Raw genomic sequence first — 17,119 nt, 5'->3', positions numbered from 1 at the left:
ATTGATCGGCCTAAAGCCGCGCTGTTTGCAGGCGCGGCCACTGCGGCGACCGGCGCACCTGCATTTGACTGCACCTGCCCCACGCAAGGACGAACGACGCCATCGCTGCGGTTGCAGTGCAACTGCCCGCCGCTGTCGCGCTCCTGCATGCCGCATGGCCGTGCGTTTGCTGCTCCATCCCTTTCCCCCTGCTTCCCTTTCCTCCTGAGCGCCTCATCCCATGCACACGTCCACGTCTCTTTCGATTGCGGTTTCCATCGCGCTGGCCGCCAGCGCGTTCGCCGGTACCGCGCAGGCACAGCAGCCGCCCCCACAGAAAACCCTCGACACCTTGATCGTCACCGGCACGCGCGTAGCCGACCGCACCGTGGCCGAATCCGAATCGCCGATCGACATCATCACCGAGCAGTCGTTGCAGGCGACCGGTGCGACCGACATCGCCACCGCGCTCGGCAAGCTGCTGCCGTCCTTGAACTTCCCGCGCCCGGCCATTTCCGACGGCAACGATGCCGCGCGCCCGGCCACGCTGCGCGGCCTGTCGCCGGATGCGGTGCTGGTGCTGGTGGATGGCAAGCGCTATCACACCTCTGCGCTGATCAACTACAACCCGTATGTGGGGCGCGGCTCGGCGCCGGCCGACCTCAACTCGCTGCCGATGTCGGCGGTGGCGCGCATCGAAGTGCTGCGTGATGGCGCCTCGGCGCAATACGGCTCCGATGCGATCGCCGGCGTGGTCAACATCGTGCTCAAGCACGGTGCCAAGACCGGCGACAACAGCGTGTCGGTCAACGGCGGTTTCATGGACAAGGGCGACGGCGAGCAGAACGGCATCGACGGCTCGGTCGGCATGGGCTTCGGCGGCACCGGCGGCGATACCGCGCCAGGCTGGGTGCGGCTGTCGTGGAACTACCAGAACACCATGAGCACCAACCGCGGCGAAAACACCAACCGCGCCACCACCGTGCCCGGCACGCCCAACCCCGGTGGCGTGCCGTACCAGCGCCACGGCGACCCGAAGTCCACGTTCTACCAGGGCCTGGCCGCGTTCGGCTACGAGTTCTCGCCGAACCTGGAACTGTACGGCCACTTCAGTGCCAGCCGCCGCGAGGTGACCTCCAACGGCTATTACCGCGCCGCCGACAACCCCGCGCGCAACGTGCCCTCGATCTATCCGAACGGCTTCCTGCCGCAGATCTACAACCCGGTCAACGATCGCTCGGCAGTGCTCGGCATCAAGGGCAGCACCGAGAGCGAGTGGAACTGGGATCTGTCGGCGTCATACGGCAAGAACGACATGAGCTTCAATATCCTCAACAGCATCAACACCAACCTGTTCTATACCACCGGTGCATCGCCGACAAACTTCAACTCCGGCGGCTTCGAAACCCAGCAGGGCACGGTGAATCTGGACATCAGCCGCGCCTTCGATTGGGGCCTGGCGTATCCGGTCAATGTCGCTTTCGGCGCCGAGCATCGCCAGGACCGCTACCGCATCACCGCCGGCTCGCCGGACTCGTATTTCTTCGATCCCACCACCATCAATCCGGCCGATGGCGCGCCGTATCCCGGTGGCGCACAGGTGTTCTCCGGGTTGGAGCCGTCGGTGGCAGGCAAGTTCGGCCGGCATAGCAACGCGGTCTACGCCAACCTGGAAGCCAACCTCACCGAGAAGCTCTCCGGCGGTATCGCCGGGCGCTATGAAAACTACAGCGATGCCGGCGCCACGCGTTCGGGCAAGCTGTCGGCGCGTTATGCCTTCACCGACACCTTCTCGCTGCGCGGCACGATCTCCAACGGCTTCCGCGCGCCGTCGCTGGCCCAGCAGAACTACGCTTCGGTGGTGACGCTGATCCAGAACGGCGAGCTGGTGCAGGTGGGCACCTACCGCACCTCCGACCCGGTGGCACTGGCGCTGGGCGCACGCCCGCTGAGCCCAGAAAAATCCAGCAACTACGGCCTGGGCGGCGTCTGGCAGCCAACTGCCAACTTCACATCCAGCCTGGACGTGTACCAGATCCGCATCTGGGACCAGATCCTGTATTCGGACCAGTTGCAGTTGGCGCAGCCGATCGGCCAGGTGGCCGCGGTGCAGTTCTTCGTCAACGGTGCCACCAGCCGCACGCGCGGCGTGGACTGGGTCAACAGCTACATCGCCGATCTGGGCGATCTGGGCCAGCTGACCCTGGGTGCCAGCGCCAACTACAACAAGACCACCATCCTGGAGTTGTCCAACCCCAACTTCGGCCGCGCCAGCCAGGGCCTGCTCACCGATGCCACGCCGCGCACCAAGTACATGGCCTCGGCGGATTGGGCGATCGGTGGATTCACGCTCAACGGCAACGCCACGCGGTACGGCTCGATCAAGCGCATCAGCGACCCGGTCGACGGCAGCCAGGACCAGACCTATGACGCACGCTGGATCCTGAACCTGTCCGCCAGCCAGACCTGGAACGCCTTCACCTTCACCGTGGGCGCGGACAACCTCACCAACCAGTACCCGACCAAGGCGCAGCTGACCACCGCCTACGACGACCGTGCCGGCGGCCTGCAGTATTCCTCGCTGTCCCCGTTCGGCTTCAACGGCCGTTACTGGTATGGCCGGGTGACCTACCGGTTCTGATCCACTGCGGCGAGATCCGGGCCATCGCGGTATCCGCGATGGCCCGTTTTTTTTGCCCGCGGCACATCGCCCACCGGCGTCATCCCGGTGTTAGCGAACGTCTTACCAAGTGGCGTGCAACGCCTGGATGCCGCGCAGATTGGCACGTTCGTTCCAGCTCAAATTGTCCAACTCGGGCAGGCGCAATGCGGGCGCGCGTTGCAGCAAGCGCTCCAGCGCGGTTTCCAGTTCGATCAATGCGAGCCGGTTGCCCAGGCAATGGTGGACGCCACCGCCAAAGGACAGTGCACGTCCTTGCTGGCGGCGTAGATCCAGCTGCTGCGGTGCGGTGAACTGCTCCGCGTCGTGATTGGCGGAGCCCAGCATCAGGTACAGGATGGCGCCAACGGGCAGGGTCGTTCCCTCAACCTGCAGGGGCTGCAACACCGAACGCATGGCCACCTGCACCGAGCTGTCGTAGCGCATGCATTCCAGCACCGCGTTGGGCATCAGTGTGGGGGTATCGCGCAGCAACTGCAGTTGTTCGGGATGCCGGTGCAAGGCGATGAGCGCATTGCAGATCATGTTGGCGGTGGTTTCGTGGCCGGCCGTGAACAGCATGATCACATTGGAGACGATGTCATCCACAGGCATGCGCTGGCCATGGTCTTCGGCGGCAATGAGGCGCGCGATCAGATCATCCTCCTGCGTATCCCGACGCTGCAGCACGATCGCGCGAAAATACTGCTCCAACGTCGTGTATGCCGCGGTGGCCTGTGCCATGTCTTCCGGACGCATCAATGGGTCGAAGACCTTGGCCAGCGCACTGCTCGCCTGCCCCAGCGCCACCACATCGGTCACCGCCAGCCCCAACATCCGGCAGATCAGCGAGATCGTCATCGGCATCGCGAAGTCATTGAGCAGATCGCAGCTACGTCTGTCTTCATGCTGATCGAGCAACGCGTCGGCAGTGTCGACGGCCACCTCACGTAGCGCCTCCAGTTGGCGCGCCCCGAAGGCTTTGGTCATCAATGCGCGCTGCTGGGTGTGGACCGGCGGATTGAGCAGCAGAAACATGCGGCTCATGCCCTGGAAAAGCGGCATCTCCGCTGCGTTCGCGCCATAACGCACACGGATGCTGTCCAGGTAGTTGCGGCCCAGCCGGCGGTCGCTGAGCAGTGCATCGACCACGGTGTAGTGGCCAGACACCCAGCCGTTGTCGCTGATCTGCAACAGCGGGCCAGCTGCGCGCAAACGCGCATACATGGGGTATGGGTCTTGCCGAAAAGCCGGTGTTGCAAAGTCGCTGAGCTGCATAGTGGTTCCGTGCAATGCCTGCCTTCGCAGCCGCGAAGGCGGTATGGCGCGTGTGCGGCCAGGCGCCGCACACATCGACCGCGCCCAGTGTTGGGTTCTCATCGGCACATGCCCTGCCGCAGGGCGAAGCGGTGTCCGGAAAGTCGAGGAGATCGGAGCGTTGAGGTGCGCCACGTGCTGGAAGTGGCTACTCGGCGGTCACCTGCTATTGGGAGAGGTTGGCCGGCGCAGCGGCTACTGCGCGGCGGGACAATGGGCGCTGTGTCTGCTCCGCTGGCAACAACCCCGCGCGGTGTGGATTGCGGTCTTCGCCGCTGCGGCGGCGGCGGCGTGCAGGCAAGCAGGCTCTTGCGCTGCGCGATGTGCTGCCGCCGGGCGTGGCGCAGCTGTTGTTCGTGGAGCGAACAAGCCGGGAAGGCTGCGTCGGGCTCGCTAGCATCGCGGTGCGTGTGGCGTTGACGCTGCGCCGCAGCAACGGCGCTGCACGTGCACTAAAGCGGAGCTGCGGGGCTCGCTGATGCGGAGTCGCCCCCACAGGTAACGCGCCAACTGCAACTGTCCCGAAGTGCGGCTGCCCTGAACTACGAATGCAGGTGCAACTGCAAACTGCAACCGCACCTGCATCTGCACCTGCAGAGCGAGGCGCAACACGCAAGGTAAACGATGCCCACGATTGCTACTGACGGCCTACGCGATCACCGCTTTGCCGCTGCCTCATCGCATCACGGTGGGTCAACAGCCCAGGCTGTGCCACAGCCACGCAAAGCAGTGCCGAGTGCCCGCGCCGGCATCGGCCTCTGCGCGCATCAGCACGCCACGATGACCACGCGACGCGTGCACAGGCTGCTTGCCGCCGCACGCGCTGCCAGCAGCCACGCAAAGACCTCCACGCGTGTCGCATCGCGTTAATCGAGCGCTGTGTACTATGGGTGTCCGGCCAACCGGACCGCCCCGCGGTCCTGTTCCCCTCGCGCCGGACTCCAGCAAACAGGTTGCATGCCCGCAGGCGATGCCCGGCGCAGTGCCGTTGGCTGGCTGCAACTCGCCGTCTCCCGGACACTCTCACAACGGATTGAAATGCATCACGACACCAGCCTCATCGACATCATCGCCGTCGGCCTCGCGGTCGCCTTCGTGCTGGGCACGCTCGCACAAAAAGTCAAGCTGTCGCCGCTGGTTGGCTATTTATTGGCCGGCGTATGCGTCGGGCCATTTACGCCGGGCTTCGTGGCCGATCAGACCATGGCCAACCAGCTCTCCGAGCTGGGCGTGATGCTGCTGATGTTCGGGGTGGGTCTGCACTTCTCGCTCGACGACCTGATGGAAGTGAAGTGGATCGCAGTGCCCGGTGCGCTGGCGCAGATCGTGGTGGCCACGCTTCTGGGTTGGGCGCTGGCATGGAGCATGGGCTGGCCGTTGATACAGGGGCTGGTGTTTGGCCTGGCCTTGTCGGTGGCGAGCACCGTGGTCCTGCTGCGTGCGCTGGAAGAACGCCGCCTGCTGGAAACCCAGCGCGGCCGGATCGCGGTGGGCTGGTTGATTGTCGAAGACCTGGTGATGGTGATCGCGTTGGTGCTGTTGCCGGCGCTGGCCAATGTGCTCGGCGGCAGCGCCGGCGCTGCCGAACATGCCGGCGAGTCGACCTCGCTACTGGCCGCACTGGGCTGGACGCTGCTGAAGATGGTGGCCTTCGTCGCGGTGATGCTGGTGGTTGGGCGCCGGGTGATCCCATGGTCGCTGGAAAAGGTCGCCGCCACCGGCTCGCGCGAGTTGTTCACCCTGGCCGTGCTCGGCATTGCGCTGGGAGTGGCGTTCGGGTCGGCGAAGTTGTTCGGCGTGTCGTTCGCGCTGGGGGCGTTCTTCGCCGGCATGTTGCTCAAGGAGTCCGAGCTCAGCCAAAAGGCGGCCAGCGATTCGCTGCCGCTGCGTGATGCATTCGCGGTGCTGTTCTTTGTGTCGGTGGGCATGTTGTTCGACCCGATGATCCTGATCGCCCATCCCTGGCAGGTGCTGGCCACCTTCCTGACCGTGACCGTGGGCAAGTCGCTGGCGGCGTTCGTGATCGTGCGTGCCTTCGGCCACCCCACCGGCACCGCGCTCACCATTTCCACCAGCCTGGCGCAGATCGGCGAGTTCTCTTTCATCCTGGCCGGGCTCGGCGTGCAGTTGGCGATCCTGCCTGAAACCGGGCGCGACCTGATCCTGGCCGGGGCGTTGTTGTCGATCGTGGCCAATCCGTTCCTGTTCTCGTGGCTGGACCGTTGGCAGGCCAAGCAGGCGCAGGACGCCCCGGCGACGGTGGAGCCGGAACTGCCGCCCGGCCCGCCGCTGCAACTGGACGGCCACGCCATCGTGATCGGCTATGGCCGCGTAGGCAGCGCGCTGGCGCAACTGCTGCGCAGCCGCGGCGTGCCGGTACTGGTGATCGACGACAACGGCGACCATGTGGCCAAGGCGCACGCGGCGGGCATTCCCGGGATTCGTGGCAGCGCCGCGGCCGACCGCGTGCTGGCCGAAGCGCGCCCGGAGCAGGCCAAGATTGCGATCCTGGCCATCCCGCAGCCGCTGGAAGCCGGCGAAGCGCTGGCCAAGCTGCGCGCACTCAACCCGTCACTGACCTTGCTGGCCCGCGCGCACAGCGATGCAGAAGTGAAGCACCTGCTCGAACACGGTGCCGACGGCGCCGTGCTGGCCGAACGCGAGCTGGCGTACTCGCTGGCCGAGATGGTGATGTCCACCCCGCCGTATCGCGCATTGCGTGTGCCCGCGTCGTAATTGGCGACAACACATCGCCTTTCAAAAAGACGCCCGCCAACACGCACTGTAGGCGGGCGTTTTGCCGTGCAAGTTCCGCTGCGCCGCCATGCAGAAATGCGACTCGCGACCCATAAAAACGCCCTTCAATACACTTGATAATCATTCCCATCAAGCGCAGGATGAGCGCCCGTTCCACTGGCGGACTCATCCATGTCACTGCGTGTTGGCGTTCTGAATGCACTGCCGAGCGTGCAGCTGTGCGAACTGCTGGGCCGCATCGGCTACGGGTTCGTGGTGCTGGACCTGGAACATGTGCTGCGCGCGCCGGATGAGCTGGAACACGCCATCCGCGCCTGCGAGCTGTCCGGCTGCGAGGCCTGGGTGCGCGTGCCGGAGGTGGACGAAAAACTGATCGGTCGCGTGCTCGATGCCGGCGCACGCGGGATCGTGATTCCGCGCGCCGAGTCAGCGGCACAACTGGCCTCCGCCATCGCCGCGGCACGCTTTCCGCCGCTGGGCCGGCGCGGCATCACTGGGGGCCGCGTCACCGGCTTCGGAAACGTAGATCTGCCCACCTATATCGCGCAGGCCAACCGCGACATCCGCATTGTGCCGATGATCGAAAGCGCGGCCGGCATTGCGGCGTTGCCGCAGATTCTGGCCGTGCCCGGCGTGACCCTGGTGATGGAAGGCGCGCTCGATCTTGCGCTGGATCTGGGCCTTGGGCCACAGCCCACGCATCCACAGGTGTGGGCCTTGCTGCTGCAAATGGACGCGCAATGCCGCAGCGCTGCGGTGCCGTTCTGCCCCAACCCACGTACCGACGCGCAACGCACGCACTGGCTGCAGCAACCGGATCTGCGCTGGCTGCTTGCCGGCGAAGACCGTGCCCTGATTCAACGCGCATTACGCGCCCAATTGGCCACCTTTGCCGCACCCATTTCATCACCCGCCTGCAGGAGCACGCCGTAGATGCCGACGTTCCGTTTCCACGCCCTAACCATTGCCATCGCCGCCACCACCTTGAGCGCTGCACCGCTGGCGCGGGCCGGCGAGACCGACGGCACTGCGGTAGAGACCGATACTTCGATTCGCGCGCTTGATGCGGTGCAGGTGCAAGGCAGCCTGCTGGGCCGCTCCAAGCCCGAAGACGTGCAGCGCTACGCCGGCAGCCGCCAGGTGATCGACCGCGAACAACTGCGCAATGGCGGCAATCGCTCATTGGACGATGCCCTGCAGCGCGTGCCCGGCATCAAGATCTTCGATGAAACCGGCACCGGCGCCCTGCCGCAACTCATGCTGCGCGGCCTGTACGAGAGCCGCAGCGGGCGCGTGCAGGTGCTGGAAGACGGCATTCCGCTCGCACTGGCGCCGTACGGGCAAACCAGCCTTTCGCTGTTCCCGGTCGGCTTGAACCAGATCGACCGCATCGACATCGTGCGCGGCGGCGCGGCCGTGCAATACGGGCCCAACAACGTGGGCGGCGTGATCAACCTGGTCAGCAAGGAGATTCCCAGCGACTGGACCACCACCCTGGCGCACAAGATCACTGCCGGTGGCCAGGGCCAGTTCCTGCAGGACAGCGCGCTGAGCAGCGGTGGCTACGTCACCGACAGCCTTGGCCTGCAGGTGGATGCCAACCGCACCTACGGCGAGTATTGGCGCGCGCACAGCGACACCGACATCAGCAACCTGCGCGTGCGTGCGGAGTGGTGGATCGACGATACCAAGCTGCTCAAGGCCAGCGTGCAGCGGTATCTGGTGGACATGGATCTGGCCGGCGCGCTGAGCCCGGACGATTACCGCCGCGATCCACGCCAATCCACTCGGCCGCTGGACAGCTTCAACGGCCGCACCACGCGCGCGTCGTTGAGCTACGAGCAGGTGTTTGGCGACTGGGGCCCGCTGCAGGACGTGCGGCTGTCATGGACCAACTTCAGCGCGCGCAGCAGCCGCAACTTCATTGTCGGCATGCGCCAAGCCGCCACCGAAACCTGGCGTTCGGATCTGCCACCGCAACTGCGCCAGACGGCGCCGCGTGATTTTCGTGTGGTCGGCAGTGAGCCGCGCCTGACCTGGCGCATGGGCGATGCCGGCGGCGTGCAGCAACAATGGACCGCCGGCGTACGCGCGGTACATGAAGACATCGATTTTCTGGTCGGCAATCTGCGCCTGCGCGATGGCCTGTTCACCAGCGTGCGCGATTGGCAGTTCGAAGACCGTGCGTTGGCGGCCTATGTCAGCAACGCGATCACGCTGCCGGATGCGCGCCTGACCATCACCCCGGGCCTACGGTACGAGCGGCTGGATTCGCGCTATTTCAACCGCGCCACCGGCGTGAGTACGCTCAACCAGACCCGTGATGTGCTGCCCGGCCTGACGGTTGGCTTCCAGGCCAACGACCAGTGGTTTGTGTATGCGGATGGGCAACGCTCGATGCGCGCGCCGCAGGTGACCCAGATCATCTTCGGCAACAATCTGGACGCGGAGCTGGCCTGGAATTACGAGCTCGGCACACGCTATCAACCCAATGAGCGCACCCGCATCCAGGTGGGCGCCTACCTCATTGATTTCGATCAGCAGATCCAGCTGGACAACACAACGCGGGTGTTCCGCAACCTTGGCAAGACCCGCCATCAAGGCGGCGAGCTGGAACTGCAATGGAGCCCGGAGCAACTGCGTGCGCTGACCCTCAACGCCGGCTACGCGTATCTGGATGCGCGGCAGGAATCGGGTGCCTTCGATGGCCTGCGTGTGCCTTACACCTCGCGCAACCAGATCACCTTGGGCGGCACCTACGCGCTCGGTCATACCACTGTCGCGCTGTCGAGTTACTACTTCAGCAAGGCCTATAGCGATGCCGCCAACACGGTGCAGGAAAATGCCATTGCCTCGGTTGGCGAACTGCCGTCGTACTGGGTGTGGAATACGCAAGTGAGCCACACCTTGCTGGAACGCGGCGGGCAGAAGCTGAGCGCATCATTGGCGATCAACAACCTGTTCGACCGGCAGTACTGGTTCCGCGGCGTGGATACCAGCCCCTGGGGCCGCCAGGCCGCGCCCGGGCGCACCGTGACTGCAGGACTCGAATACACGTTCTGAGTTGCGCCACGCGGCAGCCGCATCACGCTGCCGCACTACCGAAGACAGTGCGCATGAGGCGCACTTCGCGCCGCCCTGCGGCGATGCGACCTGCTGCGTCGTAGGCCACCCCGTGTCGCGTGTGCGATGCCAGGCAGCCCGCTCTACACCGGTTGACCCCACCGTCCTGTCGAACGAGAGCTGCCATGAACGCAACACCCGATGCACCGCTGGTGATCCTGACCCACGTCTGCCACCCGGCAATCACCGATGGCTTCCTGCCTGCAGCACACGCGCAGGGTCTGCCGGTGTGGCTGCTGACCGACCATCGCCTGGAGCACCTTGCGCACTTCAACGCGCATCCGGCACACGCGCCGCAGCGGGTGATCGCCTGCGATGTGTTCAATCCGCTGGGCGTGCTGGACGTGCTGCACGACGCCGGCGTGCACCCACGCGCGGTGTTCAGCAACAGCGATCATCTGCAGACCAGCACCGCGCTGGTGGCTGCCGGCCTGGGGCTGCCCGGCAAGGACTGGCAGGTGTGCTACGCCGCCAAGAACAAGGCGGCGATGCGCCAGCGCCTGCAGGCGCGTGGGATGCCATCGCCCTGGTTTTGCACGCTGGCGCCGGGCGCGGCCTTGCCTGCGCAGATCCCGTGGCCGGTGGTGGCCAAACCGCGCGAGGGCGTGGCCAGCCTGGATGTGCGCCAGTGCGCCGATGCCGCGCAATTGCAGGCGTATCTGGACGATGTGTGGCAACGCCACCCGCAACGCACGGTGTTGCTGGAAGGCTTGCTGGAAGGTGACTTTTTCACGCTGGAAACGCTGGGCGACGGGCAGCACCTGCAGGCCATCGGCGGGTTCAAGGTGCGGCTGTCGCCGCCACCGCATTTTGTCGAATGCGAGGCGCAATGGGACGCGCAGGTGGACACGCCGGTGATCGCGCAGGCGTTGGCGCAATTGCGGGCGTTCGGCGTGGGCTTCGGGCTATGCCATAGCGAATTCATCCTCACCCGCGACGGGCCGGTGCTGGTGGAGATCAACTACCGCAGCATCGGCGACCGGCGCGAATTCCTGCTCGATGCAATGTTCGGCCAGCAGTGGTTTGCCGCCGCGCTGGCACCGCACCTGGGCCAGCCGCTGCCACTGCTGCACAGCGAGCGCACGCACGCACTGCTGCGCTATTACGTGGCCGAACATGCCGGCGAGCTGGTCAGTGCCAGCGACGACCGCAACCACCGCAGCGCGCACAGCGATGTGCAGTACCGCCGCATGCGCGTGCCCGGCGAGCAGATCCGGCTCAGCCATTCCAACAAGGATTACCTCGGCGTGCTGAGCGCACTGGCGCGCGATGCCGATGCATTGCAGCAGGCCGTGCACCAGGCCGAAGCCGGCCTGCAGTGGCGGATCGACCCACCGGAGCTGCGCGCATGAGCAACGCGACCGATCAGCACTACATCACCACGCGCATCATCGATGCCTGCCTGCGCGAAGATCTGCGCGGCATCGCCAGCCGCGGCAGCGCGGCCATGCCCGACGCCGCGCTGCTGGCGCACTGGGCCGCGCCGCAGCCGCCCACTCAGTGGTGGCGCATCCCACACCTGCCCGATGGCACCGTATGGCTACCGATTCACCACGGGGGTTATCTGCAGCGGACCAGCGCGTGCACCGATCGCTGGCTGGTGCAGCGCGGCACGGTGGTGCAGCTGGAACACGGCGCAGCCGCCTGGCTGCAACGCCTCAGCCAGGGGCTGGATCCGGACACGCAACAGTTGCACCGCGCCTACGCCGATGAAGCCGCGTGCGCCGCCGCACATCGCGGCCTGGCACGCGACGCGTATGCCGCCCAGGCACCGCACCTGGCGCAGGCCCTGCGCGCAGCGGATGCTGCCGAGCGCGCGTACCGCTGCGACCAGCTGGCCAGCTACCGCGACCATCCGTTCTATCCCACCGCACGCGCCAAGACCGGCTTGGCGCCCGCCGAACTGCGCGCCTATGCACCGGAATTCGCACCAACGTTTGCACTGCAGTGGCTGGCCATTCCGCAGGCGCAGGTGAGTTGCACCAGCACGCCGCCTGCGGAGCTATGGCCGGACCTTGCGCGCGTGGGGTTGCCGGCCGAACTCGCGCAGACACACCAGCTCTGGCCAGTGCATCCGCTGGTGTGGGCGCGGCTGGAACAGGACGGGTTTGCACTTCCTGCCGGTAGCGTGCGTGCACCGCTGACGTACCTGCCGGTGCGCCCGACGCTGTCGGTGCGCACGCTGGTGCCGATGCAGCATCCGCACCTGCATCTCAAACTGCCGATCCCGATGCGCACGCTCGGCGCATTGAACCTGCGCCTGATCAAGCCTTCCACGTTGTACGACGGCCATTGGCTGGAGCAGGCGCTGCGCCGCATCGATGCGCACGATGCCGCGCTGCGCGGGCGCTGCGTGTTCGTTGACGAATCCCACGGTGGGCACGTCGGGCAGACCCGGCATCTGGCCTACCTGCTGCGGCGCTACCCAGCGCTGGACACCGCCACCCTGGTGCCCGTGGCTGCGCTGTGCGCCCTGATGCCCGATGGCCGGCCGATGGCGATCCATCTGGCCGAGACCTTCAGCGGTGGCGACCTGCTGGCCTGGTGGCGCGACTACACCGAACTGCTGCTTGCCGTGCATCTGCGGCTATGGCTGCGCTATGGCATCGCGCTGGAAGCCAACCAGCAAAACAGCGTGCTGGTGTATGCACCCGGCCAGCCCACGCGCCTGCTGATGAAGGACAACGACGCCGCACGCATCGCGCTGCCGCAGCTGCGCGCGCAGCTGCCCGAGATCGACACGCTCGGCCCGCTGCACGATGCACGCATTGCGGTGGACGATGCGCAGGCACTGGCGCAGATGTTCTGCACGATCGTGTTGCAGCTGGATCTGCAGGCCGTGCTCGAGGGCCTGGCCGAATGGCAACCCGCGTTGCGGGCACCGCTGTATGCGCAGCTGCAGGCGCAACTGGCGCAGACGCTGGCGCAGCTGGACGCCGAGCGCATCGACACCGCACCGGCGCGGCGCTTGCTCGCCGCACCGCAGCTCCCGGTGAAGTACCTGCTCAGCGCCGGCAGCCTGCTGAGCAAACAGCACACCGGAGCACGCGATATCAACAAGTTCTACGGCGACAGCGCACCCAACCCGTTTGGCGCGGCCTTTGCCGATGCCGAGGACGCGGCACTGCGCCGGCAGGTGGCGCAGCGATGAAGCGCATCCTCGGCCCGGTGCTGGCTGCGCATTACCTGGCCGCCTTCACCGCACTGGGCATGCCGCTGTTTCTGCCGCAGGTGCTGGCCGAACTGGCACCGTCGGCGGCAATCGGCTGGAGCGGCGTGCTGTATGTGCTGCCAACCCTGTGCACTGCGCTCACCGCGAGCACCTGGGGGCGGCTGGCCGATCGCTATGGACGCAAGCGCTCGCTGCTGCGTGCCCAACTCGGGCTGGCGCTGGGCTTTGCAATCGCCGGCTTCGCACCCACCCTGCCCTGGCTGGTGGTCGGGCTGATCGTGCAGGGCACCTGCGGCGGCTCATTGGCGGCCGCCAACGCGTACCTGGCCAGCCAGCCGCAGGCCGGGCCATTGGCGCGTGCACTGGACTGGACCCAGTACTCGGCGCGGTTGGCGATGGTCAGTGCGCCGGCCTTGCTCGGGCTTGCGGTGGCGCTGGGGCCGGCGCAAGCCTTGTACCGCGCGTTGGCGCTACTGCCGCTGGTGGCCTTCGCGCTGACCTGGCGCTTGCCGGCCGACCAACCGGCTCCACCCGCCCACAGCCCGCGCACCGCATCGCCACGCGCCACCCAGGCACTGCCCTCCATGGCCAGCGCGAATTGGCCGGCATTGATGGTGGCGCAGTTCCTGTTCTGCTTCGCGATGGTTGTGACGTTTCCGTATTTCATTCCGTATGCGCTGGCGCGCGGTGCCGGGCACGACGCGTTGGCTGGGCTGCTCTACAGCCTGCCGCATCTGGTCTATCTGGTGGTGTTGCCGTGGTGGCGCCGCGGCGATGGCGCGGCCTGGCTGGTGCCGGGCTTGCTGGTGTTTGCACTGGCCTGCGCATGGCAGGCGTTTCTCGACGACACCGTGGCCATGGCGGGCGCGCGCCTGCTGTTCGGGCTGGGCATGTTGTTCGGCCTGCGTGGGCTCAACCGCAGCCTGGCTGCCGTGGCCACTGGCCAGGGCGCCGGGCGTCTGTTCGGCCGCTTCGATGCCTGCGGCAAATGGGCCGGCGTGCTGGCCGGCGTCGCCGCCGGTGCGCTGACCCAGCGCTGGGGCCCGACCACACCGTTCCTGGCCGCCGCCCTGGCGGCCGCCGCTGCTGCGCTCACCGTCCTGGTGCGCTTTCCGTCGAGGAGAATTGCCGATGTCGCCGCACACGATGCCTGACCCCTGGTTCGACAGCATGGCCGATGCGCAGGCCTGCGCCTGCTGGTTGAATTGCTACCTGCGCGAGTTCGCCATCCCGCGTGGTACTGCCGACTTCGACTACACCGGCCCGGATCGCCCCGGCGCACTCACCGCAGACGACCGCTGGCTGCGGATCGCATTGGGGGACGCGGGCGTGCTGTGCGTGCGCATTGCCCATGCCGACCGGCTGGGCCGCTGCCGGTTCGTGTCCACGCCGTTCCTCAAGGCCGCCGGGCAGCCCTGGCAAAGCCTGGACGGGCATGCCTTGGCGCGCAGCCTGCTGCAGGCACTGGGCAGCACACATGCGGTCAACCCGGAACTGTTGGCGCAAAGCGACAACAGCGTGGCAATCACCGCCGCGTTACTGCGCCAGGCACAGGCCGCCACGCCCACCGGCGATACGTTGATCGATGCCGAACAGGCCTTGCTATGGGGCCACGCACTGCACCCCACGCCCAAAAGCCGCGAAGGTGTGGCGCTGGCGCAGGTCCTGGCCTGCGCACCGGAAGCACGTGCGGCGTTTGCGTTGTACTGGTTCCGCATCGACCCGCGCCTGCTGCGCGTGCAGGGCCGCGATGTGCGTGCCACCTTGCAACAGCTCAGCGGCCACGACGATCTGTACCCCTGCCACCCATGGGAAGTGCAACGCCTGCGCGATGATCCACTGCTGCAGGAATTGCAGGCACGCGGCGCGATCACACCCGTGGGCGTGTTGGGCGAGCCACTGCGGCCCACCTCGTCGGTGCGCACGCTGTACCACCCGGCGCTGGCGTATTTCCTCAAGTGTTCGGTACATGTGCGCTTGACCAACTGCGTGCGCAAGAACGCCTGGTATGAGCTGGAAAGCGCGGTGGCGCTGACCCACCTGCTGGCACCGAGCTGGCAGGCACTGGCCGCGCAGGTGCCCGGCTTCGACGTGATGCTGGAGCCGGCTGCCACTTCGCTGGATGTCACCCAGTTCGACCCGGCATTGGCCGCAGCAGATCCGCTGGCCACGCGTGCGTTGGCCGAGAGCTTCGGCATCCTGTATCGGCAGGCGCCCACCGCCGCACAACGTGCGCGCTGGCGCCCGCAAGTGGCGGCCGCGCTGTTCACCTGCGATGCGCAGGGCCACAGCGTGGCCGCCGCTGCGCTGCGTGCGCACAGCGTCCATCGCCTGAACCGGCACACCGCCACCGTGCTTTGGTTTCGCGCATATGCCGGGCTGCTGCTGGATGGTGTGTGGAGTGCGCTGTTCCAGCACGGCATTGCGCTGGAACCGCATCTGCAGAACACCGTGATTGGCTTCAGCGATGGCTGGCCCACGCGCGTGTGGATCCGCGATCTGGAAGGCACCAAGCTGCTCGCGCAACGCTGGCCGGCTGCGCGCCTGCATGGCGTGGGCGAGCGCGCACGGCAATCGCTGTACTACACGCCCGAGCAGGCCTGGAACCGCGTGGCCTACTGCGCGCTGGTCAACAATCTGGCCGAAGCGATCTTCCACCTGAGCGATGGCGCCGCGGTCCTGGAAGCACGCCTGTGGCAGTGCGTGGCCGAGATTGCCGCACGCTGGCAGCAGCGCAATGGCGCGCAGCCGGCGCTGCAAGGCCTGATCGACGGCGCACCGCTGCCCGGCAAGAACAACCTGGGCACACGACTGCTGCAACGTGCAGATCGCCAATCGGACTACACCGCCCTGCCCAACCCCATCGCGCCAATGCATGCAGTGCAGCAGGTGGCCGCATGAGTCTGCAGATCGATGCCACGGCGGTGCGCGCAGCGGTGGCGCAGTTACGTGCACACAGCGACACCCCGCTATGTGCGTACGTCTACGACCTGGCCGCACTGGATGCGCATGCAGCGTGGATGCGTGCGCAGCTGCCGCCCGGCTGCACGCTGTTCTACGCCGCCAAGGCCAATGCCGAACCGCAGATCCTGCAGACGCTGGCGCCCTATGTGGATGGTTTCGAAGCCGCATCCGGTGGCGAGCTCGCCTGGCTGCACCAGCAGCAACCGGATGCGGCGTTGCTGTTTGGTGGGCCGGGCAAACTGGAGAGCGAACTGGCGCAGGCCGTGCGCCTGCCCGACTGCACCGTGCATGTGGAAAGCGTGGGCGAATTGCAGCGGCTGGCGGCCATTGCGCGGCAGATCGCCCAGCCCGACCGCCGGCGCATCCCGGTGTTCCTGCGCATGAACATCGCCGTGCCCGGTGCACAGACCACGCGTTTGATGATGGGCGGCCAACCATCGCCATTCGGGCTGGACCCGGACGACCTGGATGCTGCGCTGATGCAGCTACGCGCCAGCCTGGCACTGGAGTTGCGCGGCTTCCATTTCCACCTGATGTCGCACCAACGCGACGCCGCCGCGCAGCTGCACCTGATCGCGGCGTATCTGCGCACCGTGCAGCACTGGCGGCAGCGCCATGGCCTGGGCCCGCTGCTGGTCAATGCCGGCGGCGGCTTCGGCGTGGACTATCTGACGCCAGAGGCCTCGTTCGACTGGGCAGGCTTCTGCGCCGGGCTGCCCGCGGTGCTGCACGCGCACGGCGACGGCCTGCAACTGCGCCTGGAACCGGGCCGCTATGTCAGCGCCAGCTGCGGCTGGTACCTGATGGAGGTGCTGGACATCAAGCGCAGCCACGGCGCGTGGTTTGCGATTGCCCGTGGCGGCACCCATCACTTCCGCACGCCGGCCGCGCAAGGCCACGACCATCCGTGCGTGGTGGTGCGCGGTGCACACGCACCGGTGCTGCGCGACACCCCGGTCACCCTGGTCGGCCAGCTCTGCACGCCCAAGGATGTGCTGGCCCGCAATCAGCGCGTTGCAGCGCTCGCCCCCGGCGACTGCCTGGCCTTCCCGTTGGCGGGTGCGTATGCGTGGAATATTTCGCATCAGCAGTTCCTGATGCACCCGCCGCCGCAGAGGGTGTTTTTGCCGGTGCAGCACTGAGCTTTT

10 protein-coding genes are annotated in these 17,119 nt (G+C 66.7%); 9 read left to right on the top strand and 1 reads right to left on the bottom strand.

Going from position 1 to position 17,119, the window contains the following annotated elements:
• Window positions 1-220 precede the first annotated feature (220 nt).
• Window positions 221-2,620 (top strand): TonB-dependent receptor plug domain-containing protein, encoded by a 2,400-nt coding sequence (locus ACCQ09_RS05570; protein WP_012437649.1) that lies wholly within the window; start codon window positions 221-223, stop codon window positions 2,618-2,620.
• Window positions 2,621-2,722: 102 nt separating this feature from the next.
• On the opposite strand, the gene ACCQ09_RS05565 is transcribed toward ACCQ09_RS05570, so the two are convergent.
• The gene (locus tag ACCQ09_RS05565) at window positions 2,723-3,916 is read right to left on the bottom strand and encodes a cytochrome P450 (RefSeq protein WP_228427671.1); all 1,194 of its coding nucleotides are present in this window, start codon (window positions 3,914-3,916) and stop codon (window positions 2,723-2,725) included.
• Between the two features lie 1,077 nt (window positions 3,917-4,993).
• On the opposite strand from ACCQ09_RS05565, the gene ybaL reads away from it, so the two are divergent.
• The 8 genes from ybaL (at window position 4,994) to ACCQ09_RS05525 (ending at window position 17,113) form a co-directional block, all read left to right on the top strand.
• Complete coding sequence (ybaL, locus tag ACCQ09_RS05560; RefSeq protein ID WP_228427672.1) at window positions 4,994-6,691, top strand: YbaL family putative K(+) efflux transporter; 1,698 nt, start codon at window positions 4,994-4,996, stop codon at window positions 6,689-6,691.
• Window positions 6,692-6,883: 192 nt separating this feature from the next.
• Window positions 6,884-7,645, top strand: a complete 762-nt coding sequence (locus tag ACCQ09_RS05555) for an HpcH/HpaI aldolase family protein (RefSeq protein ID WP_228427674.1) — start codon at window positions 6,884-6,886, stop codon at window positions 7,643-7,645.
• A complete protein-coding gene (locus ACCQ09_RS05550) occupies window positions 7,646-9,775 on the top strand; it encodes a TonB-dependent receptor family protein (protein WP_075285429.1) in 2,130 nt (709 codons plus the stop codon).
• A 185-nt stretch (window positions 9,776-9,960) separates the two neighbouring features.
• Window positions 9,961-11,187: an ATP-grasp domain-containing protein gene (locus tag ACCQ09_RS05545; protein ID WP_076054234.1), complete on the top strand. Its 1,227-nt coding sequence runs from the start codon at window positions 9,961-9,963 to the stop codon at window positions 11,185-11,187.
• Window positions 11,184-12,986, top strand: a complete 1,803-nt coding sequence (locus tag ACCQ09_RS05540) for an IucA/IucC family protein (protein ID WP_228427676.1) — start codon at window positions 11,184-11,186, stop codon at window positions 12,984-12,986. The genes ACCQ09_RS05545 and ACCQ09_RS05540 overlap by 4 nt, the downstream gene beginning before the upstream one ends.
• Complete coding sequence (locus tag ACCQ09_RS05535) at window positions 12,983-14,161, top strand: MFS transporter (RefSeq protein ID WP_070690059.1); 1,179 nt, start codon at window positions 12,983-12,985, stop codon at window positions 14,159-14,161. The genes ACCQ09_RS05540 and ACCQ09_RS05535 overlap by 4 nt, the downstream gene beginning before the upstream one ends.
• On the top strand, window positions 14,139-15,908 hold the full coding sequence (locus ACCQ09_RS05530; RefSeq protein ID WP_228427678.1) for an IucA/IucC family protein: 1,770 nt from the start codon (window positions 14,139-14,141) through the stop codon (window positions 15,906-15,908). The genes ACCQ09_RS05535 and ACCQ09_RS05530 overlap by 23 nt, the downstream gene beginning before the upstream one ends.
• On the top strand, window positions 15,905-17,113 hold the full coding sequence (locus ACCQ09_RS05525; RefSeq protein WP_040940827.1) for a type III PLP-dependent enzyme: 1,209 nt from the start codon (window positions 15,905-15,907) through the stop codon (window positions 17,111-17,113). Before ACCQ09_RS05530 ends, ACCQ09_RS05525 begins: the two co-directional genes overlap by 4 nt.
• Window positions 17,114-17,119: the final 6 nt, after the last annotated feature.

The sequence above is a fragment of the Xanthomonas sp. NCPPB 2586 genome (genome assembly GCF_041475775.2).
GTDB classification, from domain to species: Bacteria; Pseudomonadota; Gammaproteobacteria; order Xanthomonadales; family Xanthomonadaceae; genus Xanthomonas; species Xanthomonas campestris.
This window is presented reverse-complemented; position numbering and strand designations above follow the sequence as displayed.

What these genes read in the sequence shown, in the direction of transcription:
- ACCQ09_RS05570 (WP_012437649.1), top strand. Translation starts at nt 221, where the DNA reads ATGCACACGTCCACGTCTCTTTCGATTGCGGTTTCCATCGCGCTGGCC.
- ACCQ09_RS05565 (WP_228427671.1), bottom strand. Translation starts at nt 3,916, where the DNA reads ATGCAGCTCAGCGACTTTGCAACACCGGCTTTTCGGCAAGACCCATAC.
- ybaL (WP_228427672.1), top strand. Translation starts at nt 4,994, where the DNA reads ATGCATCACGACACCAGCCTCATCGACATCATCGCCGTCGGCCTCGCG.
- ACCQ09_RS05555 (WP_228427674.1), top strand. Translation starts at nt 6,884, where the DNA reads ATGTCACTGCGTGTTGGCGTTCTGAATGCACTGCCGAGCGTGCAGCTG.
- ACCQ09_RS05550 (WP_075285429.1), top strand. Translation starts at nt 7,646, where the DNA reads ATGCCGACGTTCCGTTTCCACGCCCTAACCATTGCCATCGCCGCCACC.
- ACCQ09_RS05545 (WP_076054234.1), top strand. Translation starts at nt 9,961, where the DNA reads ATGAACGCAACACCCGATGCACCGCTGGTGATCCTGACCCACGTCTGC.
- ACCQ09_RS05540 (WP_228427676.1), top strand. Translation starts at nt 11,184, where the DNA reads ATGAGCAACGCGACCGATCAGCACTACATCACCACGCGCATCATCGAT.
- ACCQ09_RS05535 (WP_070690059.1), top strand. Translation starts at nt 12,983, where the DNA reads ATGAAGCGCATCCTCGGCCCGGTGCTGGCTGCGCATTACCTGGCCGCC.
- ACCQ09_RS05530 (WP_228427678.1), top strand. Translation starts at nt 14,139, where the DNA reads ATGTCGCCGCACACGATGCCTGACCCCTGGTTCGACAGCATGGCCGAT.
- ACCQ09_RS05525 (WP_040940827.1), top strand. Translation starts at nt 15,905, where the DNA reads ATGAGTCTGCAGATCGATGCCACGGCGGTGCGCGCAGCGGTGGCGCAG.